A 22,369-nucleotide genomic window follows, 5' to 3' on the forward strand; every position below is an offset into this window, starting at 1 on the left:
CTACTCGTGCGGAAAGGCCCCGGAGTTCGCTCCGGGGCCTTTCGCCGTTTCTGGCATCGTCTGGCGTGCCCCGGTTGCGCCTCTGCGCGAAGATGAGGGGCATGTCTGAGTGGAACAAGTGGTGGGGCCGCCTGGGCGCGGTCCTCGGTACGGTCGTGCTCTCGGTGTTCGTACCGGTCGCGGCCTGGGCGTCCTCCGGTACCGGTGAGATCGTGGTGGAGGCCGCGCGTCGGCGCTCCCGTGGCGGGTTCGGGGTCGTCGGACTGCTCTGCTGCCTGGTGGTGGTCGGCGGCATCGTGGTGCTGGTCCTGCTGCTCACCCGTGGGCGGCGCAACCGTCCGCCGCGCTGACGCGAGGGATCACTGGGCCAGCGCGGCGTTCGCCCGGGCCATGAACCGCGACGTCGCCGCGCGGGCACCCGAGCGCTTGCCGCGGATGCTCTCGGCCGCCTCCATGAGCAGGGCACGCACCGTGGCGTGCCCCTTCGGCGGCGGAGCGGGCGACGGGCCGGCCAACCCGTCGAGCTCCGCCCCGAGCGCGGCCACGCGTTTCCCGGCCCGTTCGGTCACGTCCGCCATGACGTAGCCGCGGACCTGCCTGCTGGCGTTCAGGCCCCGGTCGACGCCGAGGAGGCGGCCCGCGGCGACGTTCGTGGTCAGGAAGTTGAGTACGTCCACCACCGCGGAAGGGTGCCGGGTGCCCCGGAAGCCGGCCCAGTACATCGACGCCCGGGGCCACTGGGCGGCGGGCGTGCCGGGGAACGCGGCCAGGGCCAGCTCGTCGTCGGTCAGGCGTTGCAGCTCGGGGAGCTGGTGCGACCAGGCGAAGGAGGCCGCGCTGTGGCCGGTGACGACGAGCTGGCGGGCCGGTTCCCCGCTGTCCGCCTGCTCGACCAGGGCGGCGCTGGGGGTGGCCCGGTCCAGGCGGGCGACCTCCCAGAACTCGAACCAGTCGAGCAGCTCGGCCGAGCCGAAGCCGAGTTGCCGGCTCTGGTACAGCTCGTTGCCCTGGCCGCGTAGCCAGAGCCAGAGCGCCCGGTAGTCACCGGAGGGGTCCATGGTGCCGGCCACCCGGTTGCCGGAGGCGCGGGTGACCCGGCCGGCCCAGCGCGCGTACTCCTTCCAGGACATCCCGGTACGCGGTTCGGGCTGGTCCAGCCGGCGCAGCAGCGTCCGGTTGAACACCAGCGCTGCGCTGGTCTGCGCGGCCGGCACCGCCACCGTCCGCTCGTCCACCCGGCCGTAGCGGGCCAACTGTTCCGGCACCTCACGCAGGTCGAGCCGGTCGTCGGCGGCGTACCGGTCGAGGTCGAGCAGGATCTCCCGGCCGGCGTACTCGCTGAGCAGGGTGTCGTCGATCTGGAACAGGTCCGGGGGGTTGCCGCCGGTGGCCTGGGTGGCGAGCCGGTCGTAGTAGCCGCCCAGTCCCTGCCAGGTGACCCGGAAGCTGACCCGGGGGTTCTGCTGCGTGTAGAGCCGCAGCGCCCGCTCGGTGGCCTCGGCCCGGGCCTTGCCGCCCCACCAGAACACCGACAGCTCGACCGGGCCGTCGTCGCTCGCCGCCTCCTCCGGCCCGCACCCGGCGAGCCCGCCGGCCAGCAGCGGCAGCCCGGTGAGCGCGCCGAGGAACCGCCGCCGGTCGAACCCGGTACGGGGTACGGACTGTCGAGCGCTCACGGTCTCTCCGAAGGTGGGGTGCAAGGGATCATTTCACCGGCTCCCGGCGACGTGTCAACGGCGGGTGGGCGGGCGGCGGGCGGCGCCCGGCGGACGTGGTCTACTAGCGCCGTGGAACTTCTGCACTCGGGCAAGGTCCGGGACGTCTACGCCGACGGCGAGGACCTGATCCTGGTCGCCTCCGACCGCGTCTCCATCTACGACGTGGTGCTGCCGACCCCGATCCCGGACAAGGGCCGTCTTCTCACCGCGCTGTCGCTGTGGTGGTTCGCGCAGGTGTCGGATCTGGTGCCGCACCACGTGATCTCCGCGACCGACGTGCCGGCCGAGTTCGCCGGCCGGGCGATCCGGTGCCGGCGGTTGGAGATGGTGCCTGTCGAGTGCGTGGCCCGGGGCTACCTGACCGGGAGCGGCTTCGCCGAGTACCAGCGCACCGGCTCGGTCTGCGGGGTGGCGCTGCCCCGGGGCCTGGTGGAGGCGTCGATCCTGCCCGAGCCGATCTTCACGCCGACGACCAAGGCGCCGATGGGCGAGCACGACGAGCCGATGACCTACGAGCAGGTGGTCGACAAGGTCGGCGCGGAGACCGCGGAGCGGCTGCGGCAGATCACCATCGACGTCTACCGCCGGGGTGCGGAGATCGCCGCCGAGCGGGGCATTCTGATCGCCGACACGAAGCTGGAGCTGGGCCGGGCGCCGGACGGCACGCTGGTGCTCGCCGACGAGGTGCTCACCTCCGACTCGTCCCGGTTCTGGCCGGCCGAGTCCTACCAGCCGGGCCGCGCCCAGTTCTCCTACGACAAGCAGTACGTGCGGGACTGGGCCACCGCCGCCGGGTGGAACCGGCAGCCGCCCGCGCCGGAGGTGCCGGCCGACGTGGTCGAGGCGACCCGGGCCCGGTACGTCGAGGTGTACGAGAAGCTCACCGGCAACCGCTGGGAAGGCTCCTAGTCCTCCCAGTTCAGGGTGCGCTGCACGGCCTTGTGCCACTGGCGCAGCTCACGCTGCCGGTGCGCCGGGTCCATCGCCGGCTCCCACTGCGCGTCGGAGCGCCACTTGTCCCGCAGCGTGGCCAGGTCGGGCCAGAAACCGACGGCCAGGCCGGCGGCGTACGCGGCACCGAGGCACGTCGTCTCGGTGATCCGGGACCGGACGACCGGCACGTCCAGCACGTCGGCGAGGAACTGCATGAGCAGCGTGTTGCCGGTCATCCCGCCGTCCACCCGCAGCCGGCGCAGCGCCACGTCGGAGTCGGCGTTCATCGCGTCGACCACCTCCCGGGTCTGGAAGGCGGACGCCTCCAGCACCGCACGGGCCAGGTGTCCCTTGGTGATGTAACCGGTCAGCCCGGCGATCACGCCCCGGGCGTCGCTGCGCCAGTGCGGGGCGAACAGGCCGGAGAAGGCCGGCACCACGTAACAGCCGCCGTTGTCGTCGACCGTTCGGGCCAGCTCCTCCACCTGTGGGGCGGTGGAGATCAGGCCGAGGTTGTCGCGCAGCCACTGCACCAGTGAGCCGGTGACCGCGATCGCGCCCTCCAACGCGTACGCGGCGGGTTGGCCCTCGATCCGGTAGGCCACGGTGGTGAGCAGGCCGTGCCGCGACGGCACCGGACTGGCACCGGTGTTGAGGAGCAGGAAGCTGCCGGTGCCGTAGGTGCACTTGGCCTCGCCGGGCTGGAAGCAGGTCTGTCCGAACAGGGCGGCCTGCTGGTCGCCGAGCGCGCTGGCCACCGGCACGCCGGCGAGGACGCCTTCGGCGGTGCCGTACACCTCGGCCGAGCTGCGGATCTCGGGCAGCATCGCGGCCGGGATCCGCAGCGCGTCGAGCAGCTCCGGGCACCAGTCGAGGGTGCCCAGGTCCATCAGCAGGGTGCGGCTGGCGTTCGTCACGTCGGTGACGTGCCGGCCGGTCAGTTTCCAGATCAGCCAGCTGTCCATGGTGCCGAACAGCACCTCGCCGCGTTCGGCCCGGGCGCGCAGCCCGTCGACGTGGTCGAGCAGCCAGCGCAGCTTCGGGCCGGCGAAGTAGGTGGCCAGGGTCAGGCCGGTGCGGGCGCGTAGCCGCTCCGCGTCGTACGTCTCGGCGAGTTCGCGCAGCAGCGGGTCGGTGCGGGTGTCCTGCCAGACGATCGCGTTGGCCACCGGGTGGCCGGTGACCCGGTCCCAGACGACGGTCGTCTCCCGCTGGTTGGTGATGCCCACCGCGGCCAGGTGCCCGGGACCGATGCCGGCGGTGGCCAGCGCCTCGCGTACCACCTGCTCGACGTTGGTCCAGATCTCGCCGGCGTCGTGCTCGACCCAACCCGGTCGCGGGAAGATCTGCCGGTGCTCGCGCTGGGCCACGGCGACGATCTCGCCGGCCCGGTCGAACACGATGCAGCGCGAGGATGTGGTGCCCTGGTCGATGGCGGCGACATGCTCTCCGGTCACGGCTGCACCGTACCCGCCGGGAACGGTCGCCGCCTCCGCCGACCGACCCGTACGATCACCAGACGTGCGTGACATTGCCGTGTTCAGCGGAACTGCCCACCCTGACCTCGCCGCCGAGATCTGTGCCCACCTCGCCGTCCCGCTGCACCCGGTGCGGGTGTCGCGGTTCGCCAACGACTGCCTTGAGGTGCAGTTGCAGGCGAACTGCCGGGAGCGGGACGTCTTCCTCATCCAACCGTTGGTGCCGCCGGTGCAGGAGCACCTGGTCGAGCTGCTCCTCATGATCGACGCGGCCCGGGGGGCCTCGGCCGCCCGGATCACCGTGGTCCTGCCGCACTACGCGTACGCCCGGTCGGACAAGAAGGACGCGCCGCGCATCTCCATCGGCGGGCGGCTCGTCGCCGACCTGCTCACCTCGGCCGGCGCGCACCGGGTGCTGGCCATGACGCTGCACTCGCCGCAGGTGCACGGCTTCTTCAGCGTCCCGGTGGACCACCTGCACGCCCTGCGTGAGCTGGCCGCTCATTTCGCCGGGTACGACCTTGACAACGCGGTGGTGGTCTCGCCGGACCTGGGCAACGCCAAGCAGGCCGCCGCGTTCGCCCGGATGCTGGGCACGCCTGTGGCGGCCGGCGCGAAGCAGCGGTTCAGCGACGACCGGGTGCAGATCAGCACGATCATCGGCGAGGTGGCCGACCGGGACGTGATCGTGCTGGACGACGAGATCGCCAAGGGCAGCACGGTGATCGAGCTGATCTCGCATCTGCGCGAGCGGCGGGTCCGGTCGATCCGGCTGGCCTGCACGCACGGGCTGTTCTCCGCCGACGCGTTGGAGCGGCTCGGCAAGGAGGAGGGTGTGCTGGAGATCGTCTGCACCAACACGGTGCCGATCCCGGTGGAGAAGCGGGTGCCGAACCTGACGGTGCTCTCGGTGGCGCCGGCCCTGGCCGAGGCGATGCGGCGGATCCACAACGGGGAGTCGGTGAGTGCCCTGTTCGGCTGACGGCGGCGCCCGGTCAGCCGTCGGTCGGGCGGCGGCTGGCGGGCTGCCGGACGTCGAGCGCGGCGGTGATCCGCACGATCGTGCCGGCGTCGCCGCTGTCGACCTCCATGGTGTCGCTGAGCTCCCGGGCCAGCCAGAGACCCCAGCCGCCGGCGGTCTCCGGGGTGGGCCGGTCGCGGTCGCGCAGTCGCCGTTCGCTGATTCCCTGGCCGTGGTCGGCCACCTCGCAGACCAGGTCGCCGCCCCGGTGCCAGAGCCGCAGCCGGCCTCGCCCGCCGCCGTGCCGGACCGCGTTGGTGATCAGCTCGTTGATCGCCAGCACGAAGTCGTCGAGGCGTTGACCGGTCAGCCCGACGGTGCGCGCCTGGGCGGTGACCGAGTGTCGTAGTTCGGTCACCTGGGCCTGGTCGAAGGCCGCGGCGAGGAGGAGGGAGGGTTCGATGGGCACAACCGTACGCGGTGCGGGGAGTTCTGCGTCTGTCATGACCCTCGTCCCGACGATCATTCGCGACGACTTTCGTGGCTTTTCCACCGTACGTCAGTATTTTCCGGGCCGCACCCGCCGCTACGCCCTGGACCGGCTGTGGCAGGGTGGCGGCCATGCCGTCGTCCTCCGGCCTTGAGGGCCCGTTGTGGCGGTCCATCGCCGTCTTCCGGTTCGCCGCCCTGGCGTACGTCGGGCTGCTCGTGCTGCGCGACGGCGACCGCTACGCGCACCCGCTCGCCGCGGGCGCCGTCCTGCTGGCGATGCTGGCCTGGACCGGCGTGACCGCGGCCGGCTACCGGCGTCCCGCCGGCCGGCGCTGGCCGCTGCTGCTGGCGGACCTCGGCGTGGTGCTGGCGATGGTCCTGGTCACCCCGTGGGTGGTCGGCCGCGCCGCGCTCGCCGCGGGGGTGCCGATGCTGACCGCGGTCTGGCTTGCCGGGCCGGTGCTGGCGTGGGCGGTCTCCGGCGGCCGGCGGCGCGGCGCGGTGGCGGCGCTGGTGCTCGGCGGCGCCGACCTGGCCGCCCGCGACCGGATCAGCCCGTCGTCGTTGACCGGGGCCATCCTCCTGCTGCTGGCGGGGGTGGTGGTCGGGCACGTGGCCCGGCTGGCGGTGCGGGCGGAACAGCGGCTGCAACGGGCGGTGGAGTTGGAGGCAGCCACCCGGGAGCGGGATCGGCTGGCCCGCGACATCCACGACTCGGTGCTCCAGGTGCTCGCGCTGGTCCGGCGCCGCGGCGCCGACCTGGACGGTGAGGGGGCCGAGCTGGCCCGGCTGGCCGGGGAGCAGGAAGCCGCGCTGCGGGCGCTGATCAGCCGGGCCGGCGCGCCGGCGGACCCGGTGGGCGGCGAGCAGGACCTGCGCGACCTGATCGAACGGTACGCCTCGGCGACGGTCGGGGTGGCCGCGCCGGCCACCCCGGTTCCCCTGCCCACGCGGGCCGCCGGAGAGCTGGCCGCGGCGGTCGGTGCGGCGCTGGACAACGTGGCCCGGCACGCCGGTGGGCGGGCGTGGGTGTTGATCGAGGACGAGGAGGAGACGGTGACCGTCTCGGTACGCGACGAGGGGCCCGGAATTCCGGAAGGGCGGCTGGCGGAGGCCGCCGCGCAGGGGCGGCTCGGGATGGCGCAGTCCATCCGGGGCCGGGTGGCCGACCTGGGCGGCGAGGTGCGCATCGTCTCCGCGCCGGGCACCGGCACCGAGATCGAGCTGGTCGTGCCGAGGAACCGCCGGTGAGCATCCGGGTGATGGTGGTCGACGACCACCCGATGTGGCGCGAGGGCGTGGCCCGTGACCTGACCGAGGCGGGTCACGAGGTGGTGGCGACCAGCGGGTCGGGGCGGCAGGCGGTGCGCGTGGCCGCGGCCACGCGCCCCGACCTGGTGGTGCTCGACCTGCAACTGCCGGACATCTCAGGTGTCGAGGTGATCCAGGGGTTGCGCGCCGCGTTGCCGCAGGTGCGGGTGCTCATGCTGTCGGCCAGCGGCGAGCCGCAGGGCGTGCTGGACGCGGTGAAGGCCGGCGCCACCGGCTACCTGATCAAGTCGGCCGGGCCGGCGGAGTTCCTGGACGCGGTACGGCGGGCCGCCGCCGGTGATCCGGTTTTCACGCCGGGCCTGGCCGGACTGGTGCTGGGGGAGTACCGGCGGCTCGCCGCCGCGCCGTCCACCCCCGACGACGAAGCACCCCGGCTCACCGAACGGGAGACCGAGGTGCTGCGTCTGGTCGCGAAGGGGTTGTCCTACAAGCAGATCGCCGAACGGCTGGGCCTGTCCCACCGGACGGTGCAGAACCACGTGCAGAACACGCTCGGCAAGCTGCAACTGCACAACCGGGTCGAGTTGACCAGGTACGCCATCGAGCGGGGCCTGGACGGCTGAGCGGTCAGCGCGCCTCCGGCGGCTGGGTCTCGTGCACCGCCAGTTCCTCCGCGCTGGCTCCGCCACCCGCGGCACCGGCGTCGTAGGCGACGTTGTCCGTCTCCTGGTCGGTGTGCGCTCCCTCGTCCGCTTCGACCAGCCGGCCCACCTGGTGGTCGGCCACGGTGCCGAGCTGGCCGTGGTCGTAGATCGAGACCGGGGAGTCCGGGTCGGAGACCGGGCCCGGGTCGATCACGTCGGCGTCGAGCTGGGCCTGCGCGGCGGCCTCCTCGCTGTCCGCCTCGGCGGCGATGGCCGGGTCGACCGGGGCGGCGAGAGGGTCGTCGGCGGGACGCTCGTACTGCTCGCGCTGGAGTTTGTAGTCCAGCGACTCGCCGTCGAGCTGTTCCTCCGCCGTGGTGCCGAACCGGTCCACGGCCACCGGCGTACGGTCGCCCGGGATCTGGGCCGGGTCCGGGCCGTCCGCCTCGCGACCGCTCAGCACGTCGTCGTTGGCGGTGGAGTCGTCGTCGGCGGTGTCGGGCAGGCCCTGCGCCTCGGGGTCGGACACGGGGGTGGGGTACTCGTCGTCGCGCATGACCGGGAACTACCCACTGCGCTCGCCGCACTAACCGCGATCGGCGCGTCGGATCGGGAGGAACGGGGCGAAAGGGCACCTCAGTTGCGGCTCGCCGCCTCGTCCTCGGCGCACAGTACGCACCAGACCACCTTTCCGTCCGGCAGCGGCGTGCTGCCCCACCGTCGGGCCATCGTGTCGATCAGGAGCAGGCCCCGCCCACCCGTCGCCTCCACCGGCGCCGGTCCCGCATAGCTGGGCCGCTCGACGCAGTGGTCGCGGACGGCCAGATGCAACGAGCTGCCCCGCGGTGCCAGCCGCAGCGTCATCGGGGTCGCGGCGTGCGCCACCACGTTGTTGACCATCTCGGTGACCGCGATGCAGGCCGGCTCGACCAACTCCGGCAAACCCCACCGGACGCACCCACCTGTCACAAGCGCCCGCGCCTGACGGGCCGCCTCGGCCACCGGAGGCAGTTCGGCGTCGAGCAGATCCGGCGGCGGGCCGGCGGTCGGTGCGTCGGTCGGGTCGAGCCTCAGCTCGGTCGCGGGCCAGTCGGCGACGGCCCGGCAGAGCTCGTCCAACGCGTCCCGGGCCAACGGGTCCGGCATCCGCACCCCGGACAGGTCGACACACGCCGTCCCCGGCCGCTGCCAGAGCCGGGTCAGCAGCGCGGCCGTCACATCCCGCACCCCGGCCCGGTCGAGCACGCCGGTCAGCCGGACCGTCGGTGAGCGCTCGTCGAGCTCCACCAGGCAACGCACGTCCCTCGGCATGATCGCCCCATTGTGCACCTCGATGGGCCCGCGAGCACCGGTCCGCTCGACGGGACTCACGGTCGGCCGGCCCGGGAGCGCCTACTTATCGCCGCGGCCGTACCGACCGCGGTGCCGGCCGCCAACCCGACTGCCGCGGTGAACCGCAGCACCTGCCCGCGTCGACCGGACCAGCCGTCGGTCCGCTCGGCCGCCGCGTTCGCGGTGAAGACCGCGCCGGTGGCCTCGGGACGCATGCCGGGGCCGAACTGGGTACGGGCGGCGTACCAGCCCAGCGCCCGTTCGGCCAACGCCGGGGCGAGCCGCCACTGCAACCCGATCAGCCGGGCCGCACCGCCCGCGTACGCCTCCCGCCGGGGCCGGCGCAGCAGCCGGACGATCGTCTCGGCGACCATCTCCGGCGGGTACACAGGTGGAGGCGGGGTCAGCTTCCGCCCGGTGTGGTTGGCCGCGTGCCGGAAGAACGGGGTGTCGACGGTGGCCGGCAGCACGGTACAGACCGAGATGTTCCCCCGGCCGGTGACCCGCAGTTCCTGCCGGACCGTGTCGGCCAGCCCGCGGACCGCGTGCTTGGTCGCGTTGTACGCCGACTGGTAGGGCATCGCCACCTCGGCCAGCACCGACGCGTTGTTGACGAGCACCCCGCCGCCGGCCGCCGTCAGCCACGGCAACGCGGCCCGGGTGCCGTACACGGTGCCCATCAGGTTCACCTCGACCACCCGGCGGAACTCGGCCATCGGGATCTCGTCGAACAACCCCACCGTGCCCACGGCCGCGTTGTTGATCCAGGCGTCGATCCGGCCGAACTCGCCCGCCGCCCGCGCCGCCAGCCGCTCGACCGCCTCCGCGTCCGTCACGTCGGTGGGCACCACCAGAGCGCGTCCGCCCAGGTCGCGGCAGTGCGCGGCGACCTGCCGCAGCGCCGCCTCGGTCCGGGCGGCGAGCACCACGTCGGCTCCCCGGCGGGCCAGCGCGTACGCGGTGGCCGCGCCGATTCCGCTGGAAGCGCCGGTGATGACGACTGCGGCGTCGCCGAGGGTGCGGGTCAGAGGCATACCAAAGCGGTACCCCTGGGCCGGTCGCTCATGCCGACCGATTCCGTCCGTGATCGGCTTCGGTCACCCTGTCCCGCCCACGGGACGGCCGGCCGGCGGGCCACCGATCTGTCAGGTTTGGGCGCACCGGCCCCGGGTTAATGGGACCCTCTGACTGGAAACCCCAGCCAGAGAGAAACGCATGGAGGTGCACCATGCGCGTCGGCCTTGTATGCGCGCACGCCGGCTCGACCACCGACGGTCCCACCGTCGGGACCCAGGAGCACGTTGCGCGTGTGGCGGCGGAACTCGCCGCCCGGGGCCACGACGTCCGGGTGTACGAACGCCGCGACGCCGCCGGCCAACCGGCCCTGATCGACCTGGACGGTTACCGGGTCGAGCGCGTCCCGGTCGGACCACCGGACCTGCTCCCCACCGCCGAACTCGTGCCCTACCTGTCCGAGTACGGCCGCTGGCTGGCCGGGCAGTGGAGCGCCGACTGGGTGCCCGACGTGGTGCACGGCCACTACTGGGTGGGCGGCCTGGCCGCCGCGCACGCGGTCCGCGCGACCGACATCCCGGTGGTGCAGACGTTCCACTCCCTCGGCCTCGAACAACTACGCCACCTCGGCCGCGGCTACCGCGGGCCGGGCGAGCGGATCCCGTTGGAGCGGGCGCTGACCCGCGCCGTGGACGTCGCGGTCGCCCAGAGCAACGACGAGGTCGACGAGCTGACCCGGATGGGGCTGCAACGCGCCTCGGTGGCGATGGTGCCGACCGGCGTGGACACCGGGCAGTTCCACCCCGACGGCGAGGCCGCCCCCCGGGACCAGCGCCCCCGGATCCTCTCCGTCAACGCGCTGGCACCCGGGCACGGGCAGGACGACCTGATCCGGGCGATGCGCCTGATCGGCGACGCCGAGCTGATCATCGCCGGTGGGCCTCCCGCCGACCGGCTGGCCGGGCACGCCGAGGCACGCCGGCTGCGCGAGCTGGCTGAACGCGCCGGGGTGGCGGAACAGGTGAAGCTGGTCGGGGCCGTCCCGCACGACCAGATGGCCACCTGGTACCGCTCCGCGGACGTGGTTGCCTGCACCCCGCACTACGCGTCCGCCGGTCGGGTGTCGCTGGAGGCGATGGCCTGCGGCGTACCTGTGGTCGGCTACGCCATGGGTGGCATCGCCGACGCGGTGGTCGACGAGGTGACCGGCAAGCTCGTGACGCCGGGCGACGTACGCACGCTGGGCATGACCCTGCGTCGGCTGCTCAGCGACAACGCCGGACGGTTCGCCTACGGCCACGCCGCGGTGGACCGGGTCCGGTGCAGCTACACCTGGGAACGCACCGCCGTGGCGCTGGAACGCCTCTACGAGCGGGTGATCGGGCGCCGCCGTCCCACGCCGACCGAGCCGCCGCCGGTCGAGGTGGCCGTCTCCGAGCGCGGGCCGGTCGAGGCGGCCTGAACCGGCACCACCGCCGCCCCGAGCTGCGCCCGCGGGCGCTCCCGGGTGCTCGCGTGGTGGTGCTGCGGCTCGGCGTACCGGGTCAACCCGACAACGGCGGCCAGCGTCACCAGGAAGCCGAGGCCCGCCAGCCACTCCCGGCCGGGCCAGATCTTGTCGTTGAGCAGCAGCAGCCCGACGACCGCCGCCGGAACCGCGCCGGCGGCGTCCATCGCGGCCACCGCCGCCGTGGTCGACCCGCGCTGCATGGCGAGACCGAGCAGGAGCTGCCCGACCACCGAGTGGGCGACGAGCAGGTAGAGCAGCGGGTCCCGGGCGAACGCCTCGACCGAGTCGGCCGAGGCCAACGGGCGGGCCGCCACCGCGGCGGCGGAGAACGCCATCCCGGCCAGCGAGCCGAGCACCACCGACCCGGTCGCCCCGTGCAGCCGGGCGGCGAAGAAACCGGACACGGCGATCCCGCCGAGCGCCACCACCAGACCGATCAGCCCGGCGGTGCCCAGCGGTCGCGAGGTCGCCGGCTCGGCCGAGAGCACCAGTGCGGTGATGCCGGCGAACAGCAGGACCAGCAGCGCCATCTCGGCCATCGGCAGCCGCCACTTGAGCACCAGCACACCGAGCACGGCGGTCACCCCGAGCCCGGCCGCCACGCTGGCCTGGACCAGGAACAGCGGCAGGTCACGGCGCGCCAGGAACGCCAGCACGAAGCCGACGACCTGGCAGGCCAACCCGATCAGGTACGTCCGCTGACCGGCGAGCCGCAGCAGCAGCCCGGGATCGAACGTGTGGTGCACGCTGGTCCGCGCGGCGGCCACCGACTGGAGAAGGTTGGCGAAGCCGTACGCGACGATCATCGCCGCGAGAAAACACCAGCCGGAGGACACCACCTGGCGAGGATAGAGGTTCCCCCGGCCTCACCGCTCGGCCGGCCGCCCGAGCCGGGCCAGGATGTCGCCGTGCAACGACGCGTTGCTGGCCACGGCGCTGAGGTCGGCCGGGTCCGTGCCGGCCGGTGCCGGACGCCCGGCCAGATCGGTGAACCGGCCGCCGGCCTCGGTGACGATCGGCACCAGCGCGGCGATGTCCCACAGCGACAGTTCCGGCTCGACCATCACGTCCAGCGCCCCCTCGGCCAGCAACACGTAGCCGTAGAAGTCGCCGTACGCGCGGCTGCGCCAGCTGTCCCGCATGAGCTGCAGCATCGCGTCCAACCGCCCGGCCTGCTCCCATCCGGTCAGCGACGAGTAGCAGATGCTGGCGTCGGCGAGCGTCGCGACGCCGGAGACCCGGATCGGTGATCCTTCGTCCGGGCCCGGACCGGCGAACGCGCCCACGCCCGACGCGCCCCACCAGCGCCGGCCCAGCGCCGGCGCGGAGACCAGGCCGAGCACCGGCCGGTCGCCTTCCAGCAAGGCGATCAACGTGGCCCAGACGGGCACGCCCCGGACGAAGTTCTTCGTCCCGTCGATCGGGTCGACCACCCAGCGCCGGCCGTCCGGGCCGGCCGGCGGCTGCTCCCCGTACTCCTCGCCGAGCAGGCCGTCGGTGGGACGGTGGGTGGCCAGCAACGCGCGGATCGCACGTTCCACGGCGGTGTCCGCATCGGAGACCGGGGTCAGGTCCGGCTTGGACTCCACCCGCAGGTCCAGGGCGCGGAAGCGGGCCGAGGACACGGCATCGGCGGCGTCGGCGAGCAGGTGGGCGAGGGCGAGGTCGTCGGCGTACCCGGTCATGCCCGACACGCTAGTGCCGGCGGCGCGCCCGGCGACGGCGGGTGGCCGGCGACCCGCCGGTCAGGACCCGGCGAGCGGGTCGCCGGGGTTGCGCTCCGGCTCACGCGGGTCGCCCTCGCCGCTGCGCGAGGCCAGCAGCCGCCGGTACGAGGCGAGTCGGCGCGGATCGGCCCGGCCGTCGGCCACCCACGCGTCCAACGCGCAGTCCGCCTCGTCGGCGGTGTGCGGGCAGTTTCCCGGGCAGTCCACAGTCGCCTCGACCAGGTCGGAGAAGCCGTGCAGCAGGCTCTCCGCGGAGACGTGGGCCAACCCGAAGCTGCGTACTCCCGGGGTGTCGACGATCCAGCCCGGGTCGCCTTGCGGGTCGGGCGGTGGGGGCAGCCGCAACGCCACCGCGCTGGTGGAGGTGTGCCGGCCGCGGCCGATCGCGCTCACCGTGCCCACCGCTCGCTCCGCCGCCGGGACGAGCCGATTGACGAGCGTCGACTTGCCCACCCCGGAGTGGCCCACCATCACCGAGATCCGGCCGGCGAGCAGGGCACGCAGCGCGGTCAGTTCGGAGTCCGGGCGGATCAGCACGTACGGCAGTTCCAGCTCGGTGTAGTAGCCGAGCACCGCCTCCGGGCCGGCCAGGTCGGCCTTGGTGAGGCAGAGCAGCGGTTCGATGCCCGCGTCGTACGCGGCCACCAGGCAGCGGTCGATGAACCCGGTGCGCGGGGGCGGGTCGGCAAGCGCGCTGACGATCACCAACTGGTCGGCGTTGGCCACCACCACCCGCTCCAGCCGCCCCTCGGCGGTGGTGTCGTCGTCGTCGGCGGTGCGCCGCAGCACCGAGGTCCGTTCGGCGATGCGCACGATGCGGGCCAGCGCGCCGGCGGCCCCTGAGGTGTCGCCGACCAGCCCGACCCGGTCACCCACCACCACGGATTTGCGTCCCAGTTCCCGGGCGCGCATGGCGGTGACGAGCGGCGCGTCCGGTCCGGTGCCCGGCAGTACGCACGTGTAGCGACCCCGGTCGACGGCGATGACGAAGCCGTCGACGGCGTCGGTGTGCCGGGGCCGGGTGCGGGTACGCGGGCGCGACGACCGGCCGGGCCTGACCCGTACGTCGTCCTCGTCGTACTCCCGCCGCTTGGTCGCCAGGACGTCCCCCCGCTGTCAGTTCTTGCCGGTCACCATCCCCGACCATAGTGCCGGGAAGTCCGGCATGGTCTTGGAGGTGCACGCCACGTCGTCGACCTCGATGCCGGGGACGACGAGTCCGGCGACCGCGGCGGCGTGGGCCATCCGGTGGTCGGCGTACGTGCGGAACGTGCCGCCGCGCAGCGGCCGCGGGCGGATCTCCAGGCCGTCGCGGGTCTCGGTGATGTCCGCGCCGAGCGCGGTGAACTCCTTGGCCAGCGCGGTCACCCGGTCGGATTCGTGGCCCCGGATGTGGCCGATGCCGGTGAGCCGGGAGGGGCCGTCGGCCAGCAGCGTGAGCGCGGTCAGCACCGGCGTGAGCTCGCCCACGTCGGAGAGGTCGGCGTCCAGCCCGCGCACCGTGCCGGTGCCCCGCACGGTCAGCCCGTCGGTGCCCGGCGTCACCGTGCCGCCCATCCGGTGCAGCAGGTCACGCAGCCGCTCGACCGGCTGGAGGCTGCCGCGCGGCCAGCCCTGGAGGGTGACCTCGCCGCCGGTGACCAGGGCGGCGGCGAAGAACGGCGCCGCGCCGGACAGGTCCGGTTCGATCTCCCAGCCGCGTCCGGTCAGCGGGCCCGGTTCGACCACCCAGACGTCGGGGGTGGTGTCGTCCACGGCCGCCCCGGCGGCGCGCAGCATCTGCACGGTCATCCGCAGGTGCGGTGCGGACGGCACCGGCGGGCCCTGGTGCCGGACCACGACGCCCCGGTCGAAGCGGGGGGCGGCCAGCAGCAGCCCGGAGACGAGCTGGCTGGACGCGGAGGCGTCGATCACCACGTCGCCGCCGGTGACCCGCCCGGCGCCGAGGACGACGAGCGGCAGGCTGCCGGCCGCCGGGGCGTCGATGCGCACGCCGAGCATGCGTAGCGCGTCGATCAGCGGGCCTAGCGGGCGGGTGCGGGCGTGCGGGTCGCCGTCGAAGGTGACGCGTCCGGCGGCCAGCCCGGCCACCGGGGGCAGGAACCGCATCACCGTGCCGGCCAGGCCGACGTCGACGTGCGCCGGCCCGACCAGCGGATGCGGGCGGACCAGCCACCTGTCGTCGTCCGACGCCGACAGGTGAGCGCCCAGTCCGCGCAGGCCGCCGGCCATCAGTTCGGTGTCCCGGGCGCGCAGCGGCCGGGTCAGCGTCGACGGCCCGCTCGCCAGCGCGCCGAGCACCAGGGCGCGGGCGGTCATGGACTTGGAGCCGGGCAGTCGCAATGTCGTGGCGACCGGGTCGGTGGCGCTCGGCGCGGTCCACGGTTGCGACGGAGGCGTCGCGGTCTGATTACTCACGCTCACATTCTGCCCATCCGACCGGCCGGTGGAAGCGTTCCGCAGGCGCGCTCCCGTTGGGCGGGACAGCCGAAACGCGCTGATCGGGCTAGCGTGGGCGCCATGTGCGGGAGGTACGCGACGACGCGGAGCGCCGGTGAACTGAGCGCGCTGTTCGAGTCGTCCGACGAGACCGGGGGGATCGGGCCCGACTTCAATGTCGCCCCGACCGATCCGGTGCCGCTGGTCCGGCTCGCCCCGGAGGGGCACCGACTGCTCTCGCTGGGCCGTTGGGGGCTGCTCCCGCCGTGGTCCCGTAGCGCGTCCGGGGCCGCCCGCATGATCAACGCGCGGGTCGAGACGGTCGCCACCAGCCGCGCGTACGCGCCGTCCTTCGCCCGCCGCCGTTGCCTGGTCCCCGCCGACGGGTGGTACGAGTGGGTGCGCCGGGCCGACGGCGGTCGGCAGCCCTACTTCATGACCCCCCGGGACGGCTCGGTGCTGGCCTTCGCCGGCATCTGGAGCGTCTGGGAGTCGGCCGGGCGGTCCCGCCTGACGTTCAGCGTGCTCACCACGGCGGCGGTCGGCGAGCTGGCCGAGGTGCACGACCGGATGCCGTTGCTGCTGGCGGCGGAGCACTGGGCGGCCTGGCTGAGCCCGACCGACGAGCCGGCCGCGTTGCTCACGCCACCCGACGCGGGGCAGCTTGCCCGGCTGGAGATCCGCCCGGTCTCCCCGGCGGTCGGCGACGTCCGTAACGACGGGCCGGAGTTGATCACCCCGTGGTCCCCGGCGGGCACGGAGGTCGATACCGAACCTACTCTTTTCTGATCACACTCTGCCACCATCGCCTGTGTCTGTTTGCGTGGGTTGCGCCGGATAAGTCGCCTGGACGTTCAGTCAGGTTTATCGAAGACTCTTGTCCCCGCGCGTCCGAATGCGATAGAACACAGCGCCGGTGATGGGCGTCCATCCGCACGGGGCGGATGACACCCATCGGATCTTCCGAAGATCTTTGGCCGGTTCCCACGGGGGAGGTGGGTTGTATTGACACGGGCACGTATGCCCCGCCCGCACGAGGTGGCGGCCGCACGGCGCGATCCACGACTGCTACGGGCTCTGCGCGAGCGACGGCAGGACGAGGCGTGGCGCACCAGGGGCACCTGTCAGAACGTCGATCCGGAGACGTTCTTTCCCGCGCCGAACGAGGCGGCCGACGCGGCCGTTGCGCTCTGCCGCACCTGCGACGTGCAGGGTTCCTGCCTGGCCTGGGCGTTGGAGGTGGGCGACTGTCACGGAGTCTGGGGTGGCACCACACCGCGTGAGCGGCGGGCCATGCTGGTCGCCTGGCGCGGCGAGGTCCAGGCGGATCCGGACGCGATCGACGAGGCCGGTCCGCCGGTCCGGGACCGCCTGCTCACCCTGGTGCCGCTGAGCTGACCCGGTCCCGCGTCCCACGACCCGGGGGCGCGGGCGCCGGCCCGGAGGCCGGCCCGACGCGACGGCCGGGCAGCCGCCCCTGACGTGCCGAACCGACAGGTGCGCGCAGAATGGGCCGGTGCGGCACCACGACGAGTTCGACACCCCCCGCGGGCCGGCCCGGATCCGGTTCGACCCGCCCGCCGACGGCGCAACCGTGCTGGTGTTGGGGCACGGGGCGGGCGGCGACGTGGACGCGCCGGACCTGACCGCGGTCGGCGCGGCGCTGCGCCAGGCCGGCGCCGGGGTGGCCCTGGTGACCCAGCCCTACCGGGTCGCCGGGCGACGGGCGCCCGCACCCGCCGGCCACCTCGACGAGGCGTGGACGGCGGTGCTGGCCGAACTGCGTCGCCGGGCCCCCGAGGTGCGGCGTTGGGTGGTCGGTGGCCGGTCCAGCGGTGCCCGGGTGGCCTGCCGCACCGCCGCCGCCGTCGGTGCGGTCGGTGTGGTCGCGCTGGCGTTCCCGCTGCACCCGCCCGGACGACCGGAACGTTCGCGTTCCGGCGAACTGCGCACCGGGCTGCCCACGCTCGTCGTCAACGGCGACCGGGACCCGTTCGGGATACCCGAACCCGGCCCGGGCGTCGAGGTGGTGGTCCGGCCGGGCGAGCGGCACGACCTGCGGGTCGACCCCGCGGGCACGGCCGCGGTGGTCCAAAACTGGCTGCGCGTACGCGGGTGGCTGCCCTGACCGGGCGCCGTGCGCCGTGACCGTCCCCGGCGGCGGTCGTTGCACCGGTTGGTGCCGGCCGTCCGGTTCGGACGCGCCGGGGCCACCCTCCCAGGCCCTTCCTGGTCCCAGCGTCGGTCGCGGCCGAGCTCGGGGCCAGGAACGGGTGGGTGGAATGCCGCACCCCGCGCTTCGCGTTACCCCCCGTGGACGACATTTCCAGCGCGAGGGGGGTGACCGGTGCCGACCAGGACACGGAGCCGGGAACGGGACGAACGGGACGACCAGCTCCGGCGGCTGCTCGACGCGCCGGAGTGGCCGCCCGCGACGGCGGTCGTGAGCACCGGCACACACGCCGGAAGTGAATCTGCCGGCAAGTGGGTACGCGTATCCTCGGCGGGAAAGCATCCGACGCGAGGGGATGTGCGGTTGACGACCGAGAAGACGGACGAGCGCAGGGCCCGCTTCGAGCGGGATGCGATGCCCTTCGTCGATCAGCTCTACGCTGCCGGGCTGCGGATGACCCGCAACCCGGCGGACGCGGAGGACCTGGTCCAGGAGACGTACCTGAAGGCGTACGCGGCCTTCCACCAGTTCGAGCAGGGCACCAACCTGAAGGCCTGGCTGTACCGGATCCTGACCAACACCTACATCAACACGTACCGCAAGCGGCAGCGCCAGCCCATCCAGGCGCCGACCGAGGAGATCACCGACTGGCAGCTCGCCGAGGCGGAGTCGCACACCTCCAGCGGCCTGCGCTCCGCCGAGACGGAGGCGCTGGACCGGCTGCCGGACAGCGACGTCAAGGACGCCCTCCAGCAGTTGCCGGAGGAGTTCCGCCTGGCCGTCTACCTGACCGATGTCGAGGGCTTCTCCTACAAGGAGGTCGCCGACATCATGGGCACGCCGATCGGCACGGTGATGTCTCGTCTGCACCGTGGCCGACGTAATCTGCGGAAGTTGCTCGAGCAGTACGCGGCGGAGCGGGGTTTCAGCGCCGCCACGTCGAAGAAGGGTTCGACCGCCGCCGCCGGCCGGGAGGTGTGACCGTGAGCTGTGGACGACCGCACGAGACGGACTGCCGCGAGGTCCTCGCCGAGGTCTACCTCTACCTCGACCTGGAGTGCGCCGAGGAGCGCCGGTTGCTGATCCGGCACCACCTGGACGAGTGCGGGCCCTGCCTGCGCGAGTACGGCATCGAACAGGAGGTCAAGGCGCTCGTGGCCCGCTGCTGCGGCAACGAGTCCGCGCCGGAGAACCTGCACGAGCGGCTGCGGCTGCGGTTGACCGAGCTGGTGGTCTTCGAGACCACCGAGTCCCGCGAGCTGGCCGACTGACCGACGACGAAACCGGTGGCCCGGGTCCTGCTGGACCCGGGCCACCGGTGTGTCCGGCGGATGTGCCGGCCTCGCGCTGATCGGTGATCAGGAGTTGGGGCGCTTGCCGTGGTTGGCGGCGCTCTTCTTACGGGCCTTCTTCTTGCGGGCCTTCTTCGCCATGCTCTGCCTCCTTGTGCTGGTCACGGTTCCGTCCGCGGATGCGCGCGGCGGAGGTCGCGGTGCGGGCCCCCGGCGTGCCGGTGCCCGACCCGCACGATGCTAGTGCCGTCGCCGGGTGCCGGGGCGCGGTGGGGCGCACCGCACGCCGGTGGTCCGACGCTCGGCGTGACCGGCGTCATGATGGGATAGCGTTCGCAGGACTGTCGGGGAGAGGGAGGGCCGGAGATGGCCGAGGAGATCCGCGCCGAGATGGTGGCGAACGTCTGGAAGGTCGTCGCGTCGACCGGGGACACCGTGTCGGAGGGTGACACGCTGGTGATCCTGGAGTCGATGAAGATGGAGATCCCGGTGGTCGCCGAGTCCGACGGCGTGGTGCAGCAGCTCGCGGTCAACGAGGGCGACGTGGTGCAGGACGGTGACCTGATCGCGGTGATCGGTTGACCGGCCTGCTGGTGCGCCGGGCCGAGCCGGCCGACTTCCCGGCTGTGGCCCGGCTGACGGTCGCCGCCTACGAGGCGGACGGCCAGCTCAAGGACGAGGCCGGGTACGCGCTGGTGCTGGCCGACGTGGCCACCCGGGCGCAGAGCGGTGAGGTGCTGGTGGCGGTGGACGGGTCGACCGGCCGGCTGCTCGGCGCGGTGACGTTCGTGCTGGCCGGCACCCCGTACGCCGATCTGGCCGGCCCCGGTGAGGCCGAGTTCCGGATGCTCGCGGTGGATCCGGCGGCGCAGGGTCGGGGTGCCGGTGCGGCGCTCGTCGACGCGTGCGTGGCGCGGGCCGCCGATTTGGGGTGCGCGGCGGTGGTGATCTGCGTGCGCGCCGGTCTGGCCGCGACCGCGCGGCGCCTCTACGACCGGCTCGGGTTCGTGCGGCTGCCGGAGAAGGACTGGTCGCCGGTGCCCGGGGTCGACCTGCTCGGTCTGCGGCTGGCGTTGAACGCGCCGGCCTGACCGGTGCCGCTCAGTCGCCGCCGATGCGGGCGAGCAGCTCGTCGGCCACCTCAAGGGCGATTTTCTTGCGCCCCTCGTCGGTGAGGCCGGGCGCGCGGACCGCGAACCAGCTGCTGTGCACCGCGAACAGGGTCAGCGCGGCGCGCAGCTGGGCGGCCGGTGAGTCGTCGCCCCGGCACAGCTCGTTGGCCAGGCGCATCATCCGGTCGCGCATCCGCTGGCCGGCGACGAGGCTCTTGAGCACCGTCTGGTTCTGTTCGAAGAAGCGCATCACCTGGGGCATCTCGCCGGCGAACATGGCGTCGGCGTACCGGCCGACGAGCGCACGCCGGGTCGCCAGGGTGGCGGGCTGCTCGGCGGCCCAGGCGATCAGGTCGTCCATCCGGCGCAGCCGGTCCTCGACGAGACTGCTGATGATCTCGTCCTTGCTCTTGAAGTGGTAGTAGAGCGCCGCCTTGGTCACGCCGAGGCGTTCGGCGATCTCCCGCAGCGAGGTCTTCTCGTAGCCCTGCTCGGTGAAGAGTTCCAAGGCGACGGCCTGAATCCGCTTCCGCGTGCCACCTGTGTTCTCGGTCACCGGGCGACATCCTTCCAATCCGCTTGACGCTGGTGCGCCGCCAGCTTACCGTGCGGCTAGTAAGGAAACTAGCCGGGCGGCAAGTAAGTCGATCATGGATCTTCGGGGAGCCTACCCATGAGTCAACCAGCCCAGACCACAGCGGGGCCGAATGTCCGGGTCGTCCTGTCCGGCCTGATGATCGCGATGTTGCTCGCGATGCTCGACAACATGATCGTCAGCACCGCGCTGCCCCGCATCGTCTTCGAGTTCGGCGGGGCCAACCACTTCACCTGGGTGGTCACCGCGTACGTGCTGGGCACGACGGTCTCCACCCCGATCTGGGGCAAGCTCGGTGACCTCTACGGCCGCAAGGCGGTCTTCCTCACCTCGGTGGTGGTGTTCCTGGTCGGCTCCGCGCTCTGCGGCATGGCCGGCTCCGGCGTGTTCGGCGGCGCCGACACCGGCATGACCGAGCTGATCGTCTTCCGCGCCGTCCAGGGGCTCGGCGCGGGCGGCCTGATGGTCGGCGTCATGGCGATCATCGGGGACCTGGTGCCACCTCGGGAGCGGGGCCGCTACCAGGGCATGATCGCCGGTGTCATGGCCATCGCCATGGTGGCCGGGCCACTTGTCGGCGGCTTCATCACCGACCACCTTTCCTGGCGCTGGGCGTTCTACGTCAACCTGCCGTTGGGCGGCGTGGCGCTGCTGGTCCTCGCCACCACCATGCACCTGCCGAAGTACCGCACCGAGCACAAGATCGACTGGCTGGGCGCGGCGCTGCTCTCCGTCGGCATCACCGCGATCGTGCTGGTCACCACGTGGGGCGGCAACGAATACCGCTGGGCCTCGCCGCAGATCGTCGGACTGGCCGCGCTGGCGCTCGTCGCGCTCGTCGTCTTCGCGTTCGTCGAACGCCGCGTACCCGAGCCGATCCTGCCGCTGAGCCTGTTCGCCAACCGCAACTTCGCGCTGATCTCGGTGATCGGGTTCCTGCTCGGCTTCGCCATGTTCGGGGCGATGAACTTCCTGCCGCTCTACCAGCAGACCGTCCAGGGCGCCTCGGCCACCAACAGCGGCCTGCTGCTGCTCCCGCTGATGTTCGGCATGCTCGTGGTGTCGCTCGCCGTCGGCCGGACGATCACCAAGACCGGCCGCTACCGCGTCTTCCCGATCGTCGGCGGCGTGGCGATGATCGCCGGCATGGGCCTGCTGTCCCGCCTGGACGTCGACACCGGCAAGGTCGAGTCCTCGCTCTACATGATCGTGCTCGGCGTCGGCATGGGCTTCCTGATGCAGACCTCGATGCTCATCGCGCAGAACAGCGTGGAGCAGAAGGACCTCGGCGCGGCCAGCGGCGCCGCCACGTTCTTCCGGTCCATCGGTGGCTCGTTCGGCGTGTCCCTCTTCGGCGCCATCTTCGCCCACCGCCTGGCCGACTCCGCGGCCGGCCCGGCGTTCGCCGACGGTGGCGGTGGCGGCGGGCTGGACCTGGAGACCCTGAAGCAGCTCACCGGACCGGCACGCGACGCGGTGCTCGGCGGCCTCTCCGACGCCATCTCGCACGTGTTCGGATGGGCGGTCCTGTTCACCGTCGCGGTGCCGGTGCTCGCCTGGTTCATCAAGGAGGTGCCACTGCGGGCCACGAACCAGGCCCGACCGGTCGACGGCACGCCGCAGGACGAGGCCGAGGCCGCGCTCGGCAAGGCCCCGGTCTGACCGCGCAGGGGGAGC

At 73.1% G+C, this 22,369-nt stretch carries 26 protein-coding genes; 14 read left to right on the plus strand and 12 right to left on the minus strand.

The annotated features are described in order from the left end of the window. Positions 1-101: 101 nt before the first annotated feature. Positions 102-350, plus strand: coding sequence for a hypothetical protein (locus tag ACLQ2X_RS10045; protein WP_425680692.1), 249 nt, complete (start codon positions 102-104; stop codon positions 348-350). Between the two features lie 9 nt (positions 351-359). On the opposite strand, the gene ACLQ2X_RS10050 is transcribed toward ACLQ2X_RS10045, so the two are convergent. Continuing rightward, positions 360-1,676, minus strand: coding sequence for an ABC transporter substrate-binding protein (locus tag ACLQ2X_RS10050; RefSeq protein ID WP_425680693.1), 1,317 nt, complete (start codon positions 1,674-1,676; stop codon positions 360-362). 111 nt (positions 1,677-1,787) lie between these two features. On the opposite strand from ACLQ2X_RS10050, the gene ACLQ2X_RS10055 reads away from it, so the two are divergent. After that, a complete protein-coding gene (locus tag ACLQ2X_RS10055) occupies positions 1,788-2,627 on the plus strand; it encodes a phosphoribosylaminoimidazolesuccinocarboxamide synthase (RefSeq protein WP_425680694.1) in 840 nt (279 codons plus the stop codon). Here the strand turns inward: ACLQ2X_RS10055 and glpK are convergent. After that, on the minus strand, positions 2,624-4,183 hold the full coding sequence (gene glpK, locus ACLQ2X_RS10060; RefSeq protein ID WP_425680695.1) for a glycerol kinase GlpK: 1,560 nt from the start codon (positions 4,181-4,183) through the stop codon (positions 2,624-2,626). The two genes, ACLQ2X_RS10055 and glpK, sit on opposite strands and share 4 nt — an antisense overlap. Between glpK and ACLQ2X_RS10065 the strand changes: the two genes are divergently transcribed. Next, positions 4,173-5,111 carry a ribose-phosphate diphosphokinase gene (locus ACLQ2X_RS10065; RefSeq protein ID WP_425680696.1) on the plus strand — a complete coding sequence of 313 codons (939 nt, stop codon included), beginning with the start codon at positions 4,173-4,175 and terminating at the stop codon, positions 5,109-5,111. The genes glpK and ACLQ2X_RS10065 overlap by 11 nt on opposite strands. Positions 5,112-5,124: 13 nt before the next feature. Here the strand turns inward: ACLQ2X_RS10065 and ACLQ2X_RS10070 are convergent, their stop codons facing one another. Further along, complete coding sequence (locus ACLQ2X_RS10070; RefSeq protein WP_425680697.1) at positions 5,125-5,595, minus strand: ATP-binding protein; 471 nt, start codon at positions 5,593-5,595, stop codon at positions 5,125-5,127. A 116-nt stretch (positions 5,596-5,711) separates the two neighbouring features. On the opposite strand from ACLQ2X_RS10070, the gene macS reads away from it, so the two are divergent. Further along, positions 5,712-6,833 carry a MacS family sensor histidine kinase gene (macS, locus tag ACLQ2X_RS10075; protein ID WP_425680698.1) on the plus strand — a complete coding sequence of 374 codons (1,122 nt, stop codon included), beginning with the start codon at positions 5,712-5,714 and terminating at the stop codon, positions 6,831-6,833. 11 nt (positions 6,834-6,844) lie between these two features. Next, entirely contained in the window at positions 6,845-7,477 is a 633-nt protein-coding gene (locus tag ACLQ2X_RS10080; RefSeq protein ID WP_425680751.1) for a response regulator, read from the plus strand. Between the two features lie 4 nt (positions 7,478-7,481). Here the strand turns inward: ACLQ2X_RS10080 and ACLQ2X_RS10085 are convergent, their stop codons facing one another. The 3 genes from ACLQ2X_RS10085 to ACLQ2X_RS10095 all read right to left on the minus strand — a co-directional run bounded on the left by ACLQ2X_RS10085 (position 7,482) and on the right by ACLQ2X_RS10095 (position 9,864). Next, positions 7,482-8,054: a DUF5709 domain-containing protein gene (locus ACLQ2X_RS10085; protein WP_425680699.1), complete on the minus strand. Its 573-nt coding sequence runs from the start codon at positions 8,052-8,054 to the stop codon at positions 7,482-7,484. An 80-nt stretch (positions 8,055-8,134) separates the two neighbouring features. Continuing rightward, positions 8,135-8,809 carry an ATP-binding protein gene (locus tag ACLQ2X_RS10090; protein ID WP_425680700.1) on the minus strand — a complete coding sequence of 225 codons (675 nt, stop codon included), beginning with the start codon at positions 8,807-8,809 and terminating at the stop codon, positions 8,135-8,137. 56 nt (positions 8,810-8,865) lie between these two features. Then, positions 8,866-9,864, minus strand: coding sequence for an SDR family oxidoreductase (locus ACLQ2X_RS10095; RefSeq protein ID WP_425680701.1), 999 nt, complete (start codon positions 9,862-9,864; stop codon positions 8,866-8,868). Between the two features lie 194 nt (positions 9,865-10,058). Here ACLQ2X_RS10095 and ACLQ2X_RS10100 point away from each other — a divergent pair, with 194 nt between their 5' ends. Beyond that, positions 10,059-11,306 carry a glycosyltransferase gene (locus ACLQ2X_RS10100; protein ID WP_425680702.1) on the plus strand — a complete coding sequence of 416 codons (1,248 nt, stop codon included), beginning with the start codon at positions 10,059-10,061 and terminating at the stop codon, positions 11,304-11,306. On the opposite strand, the gene ACLQ2X_RS10105 is transcribed toward ACLQ2X_RS10100, so the two are convergent. The 4 genes from ACLQ2X_RS10105 to aroA form a co-directional block, all read right to left on the minus strand. Next, a complete protein-coding gene (locus ACLQ2X_RS10105) occupies positions 11,210-12,160 on the minus strand; it encodes a hypothetical protein (RefSeq protein ID WP_425680752.1) in 951 nt (316 codons plus the stop codon). The two genes, ACLQ2X_RS10100 and ACLQ2X_RS10105, sit on opposite strands and share 97 nt — an antisense overlap. Before the next feature lie 60 nt (positions 12,161-12,220). Continuing rightward, the gene (gene hisN, locus ACLQ2X_RS10110; protein ID WP_425680703.1) at positions 12,221-13,039 is read right to left on the minus strand and encodes a histidinol-phosphatase; all 819 of its coding nucleotides are present in this window, start codon (positions 13,037-13,039) and stop codon (positions 12,221-12,223) included. Between the two features lie 60 nt (positions 13,040-13,099). Then, positions 13,100-13,993 carry a ribosome small subunit-dependent GTPase A gene (gene rsgA / locus ACLQ2X_RS10115; protein ID WP_425680704.1) on the minus strand — a complete coding sequence of 298 codons (894 nt, stop codon included), beginning with the start codon at positions 13,991-13,993 and terminating at the stop codon, positions 13,100-13,102. Positions 13,994-14,197: 204 nt separating this feature from the next. Next, the gene (gene aroA / locus ACLQ2X_RS10120) at positions 14,198-15,499 is read right to left on the minus strand and encodes a 3-phosphoshikimate 1-carboxyvinyltransferase (protein ID WP_425680705.1); all 1,302 of its coding nucleotides are present in this window, start codon (positions 15,497-15,499) and stop codon (positions 14,198-14,200) included. A 102-nt stretch (positions 15,500-15,601) separates the two neighbouring features. On the opposite strand from aroA, the gene ACLQ2X_RS10125 reads away from it, so the two are divergent. The 5 genes from ACLQ2X_RS10125 (at position 15,602) to rsrA (ending at position 18,964) form a co-directional block, all read left to right on the plus strand. Beyond that, the gene (locus ACLQ2X_RS10125; RefSeq protein WP_425680706.1) at positions 15,602-16,309 is read left to right on the plus strand and encodes an SOS response-associated peptidase; all 708 of its coding nucleotides are present in this window, start codon (positions 15,602-15,604) and stop codon (positions 16,307-16,309) included. 216 nt (positions 16,310-16,525) lie between these two features. After that, positions 16,526-16,918 (plus strand): WhiB family transcriptional regulator, encoded by a 393-nt coding sequence (locus ACLQ2X_RS10130; protein WP_425680707.1) that lies wholly within the window; start codon positions 16,526-16,528, stop codon positions 16,916-16,918. 118 nt (positions 16,919-17,036) lie between these two features. Beyond that, a complete protein-coding gene (locus tag ACLQ2X_RS10135) occupies positions 17,037-17,648 on the plus strand; it encodes an alpha/beta family hydrolase (RefSeq protein WP_425680708.1) in 612 nt (203 codons plus the stop codon). Positions 17,649-17,867: 219 nt separating this feature from the next. Continuing rightward, positions 17,868-18,674, plus strand: a complete 807-nt coding sequence (locus tag ACLQ2X_RS10140; RefSeq protein WP_425680709.1) for a sigma-70 family RNA polymerase sigma factor — start codon at positions 17,868-17,870, stop codon at positions 18,672-18,674. A gap of 2 nt (positions 18,675-18,676) precedes the next feature. Continuing rightward, positions 18,677-18,964, plus strand: coding sequence for a mycothiol system anti-sigma-R factor (rsrA, locus tag ACLQ2X_RS10145; protein WP_425680710.1), 288 nt, complete (start codon positions 18,677-18,679; stop codon positions 18,962-18,964). A gap of 87 nt (positions 18,965-19,051) precedes the next feature. On the opposite strand, the gene ACLQ2X_RS10150 is transcribed toward rsrA, so the two are convergent. Continuing rightward, entirely contained in the window at positions 19,052-19,126 is a 75-nt protein-coding gene (locus tag ACLQ2X_RS10150) for a 50S ribosomal protein bL37 (RefSeq protein ID WP_370461611.1), read from the minus strand. A gap of 225 nt (positions 19,127-19,351) precedes the next feature. Here ACLQ2X_RS10150 and ACLQ2X_RS10155 point away from each other — a divergent pair, with 225 nt between their 5' ends. Then, positions 19,352-19,567, plus strand: coding sequence for a biotin/lipoyl-binding carrier protein (locus ACLQ2X_RS10155; protein WP_091447276.1), 216 nt, complete (start codon positions 19,352-19,354; stop codon positions 19,565-19,567). Beyond that, entirely contained in the window at positions 19,564-20,076 is a 513-nt protein-coding gene (locus ACLQ2X_RS10160; RefSeq protein ID WP_425680711.1) for a GNAT family N-acetyltransferase, read from the plus strand. The genes ACLQ2X_RS10155 and ACLQ2X_RS10160 overlap by 4 nt, the downstream gene beginning before the upstream one ends. A gap of 10 nt (positions 20,077-20,086) precedes the next feature. On the opposite strand, the gene ACLQ2X_RS10165 is transcribed toward ACLQ2X_RS10160, so the two are convergent. Beyond that, positions 20,087-20,653 (minus strand): TetR/AcrR family transcriptional regulator, encoded by a 567-nt coding sequence (locus ACLQ2X_RS10165; RefSeq protein WP_425680712.1) that lies wholly within the window; start codon positions 20,651-20,653, stop codon positions 20,087-20,089. Between the two features lie 117 nt (positions 20,654-20,770). Here ACLQ2X_RS10165 and ACLQ2X_RS10170 point away from each other — a divergent pair, with 117 nt between their 5' ends. Continuing rightward, positions 20,771-22,354 (plus strand): MDR family MFS transporter, encoded by a 1,584-nt coding sequence (locus tag ACLQ2X_RS10170; protein WP_425680713.1) that lies wholly within the window; start codon positions 20,771-20,773, stop codon positions 22,352-22,354. Positions 22,355-22,369: the final 15 nt, after the last annotated feature.

It is taken from the genome of Micromonospora sp. DT31, assembly GCF_049841795.1.
GTDB lineage: Bacteria > Actinomycetota > Actinomycetes > Mycobacteriales > Micromonosporaceae > Micromonospora.

Bases quoted from the DNA above. Each gene is read 5' to 3' on its own strand.
- ACLQ2X_RS10045 (WP_425680692.1), top strand. From the start codon at position 102: ATGTCTGAGTGGAACAAGTGGTGGGGCCGCCTGGGCGCGGTCCTCGGT.
- glpK (WP_425680695.1), bottom strand. From the start codon at position 4,183: ATGTCACGCACGTCTGGTGATCGTACGGGTCGGTCGGCGGAGGCGGCG.
- ACLQ2X_RS10070 (WP_425680697.1), bottom strand. From the start codon at position 5,595: ATGACAGACGCAGAACTCCCCGCACCGCGTACGGTTGTGCCCATCGAA.
- macS (WP_425680698.1), top strand. From the start codon at position 5,712: ATGCCGTCGTCCTCCGGCCTTGAGGGCCCGTTGTGGCGGTCCATCGCC.
- ACLQ2X_RS10080 (WP_425680751.1), top strand. From the start codon at position 6,845: ATGGTGGTCGACGACCACCCGATGTGGCGCGAGGGCGTGGCCCGTGAC.
- ACLQ2X_RS10085 (WP_425680699.1), bottom strand. From the start codon at position 8,054: ATGCGCGACGACGAGTACCCCACCCCCGTGTCCGACCCCGAGGCGCAG.
- ACLQ2X_RS10090 (WP_425680700.1), bottom strand. From the start codon at position 8,809: ATGCCGAGGGACGTGCGTTGCCTGGTGGAGCTCGACGAGCGCTCACCG.
- ACLQ2X_RS10095 (WP_425680701.1), bottom strand. From the start codon at position 9,864: ATGCCTCTGACCCGCACCCTCGGCGACGCCGCAGTCGTCATCACCGGC.
- ACLQ2X_RS10100 (WP_425680702.1), top strand. From the start codon at position 10,059: ATGCGCGTCGGCCTTGTATGCGCGCACGCCGGCTCGACCACCGACGGT.
- ACLQ2X_RS10105 (WP_425680752.1), bottom strand. From the start codon at position 12,160: ATGATCGTCGCGTACGGCTTCGCCAACCTTCTCCAGTCGGTGGCCGCC.
- hisN (WP_425680703.1), bottom strand. From the start codon at position 13,039: ATGACCGGGTACGCCGACGACCTCGCCCTCGCCCACCTGCTCGCCGAC.
- rsgA (WP_425680704.1), bottom strand. From the start codon at position 13,993: ATGCGCGCCCGGGAACTGGGACGCAAATCCGTGGTGGTGGGTGACCGG.
- ACLQ2X_RS10125 (WP_425680706.1), top strand. From the start codon at position 15,602: ATGTGCGGGAGGTACGCGACGACGCGGAGCGCCGGTGAACTGAGCGCG.
- ACLQ2X_RS10155 (WP_091447276.1), top strand. From the start codon at position 19,352: ATGGCCGAGGAGATCCGCGCCGAGATGGTGGCGAACGTCTGGAAGGTC.
- ACLQ2X_RS10170 (WP_425680713.1), top strand. From the start codon at position 20,771: ATGAGTCAACCAGCCCAGACCACAGCGGGGCCGAATGTCCGGGTCGTC.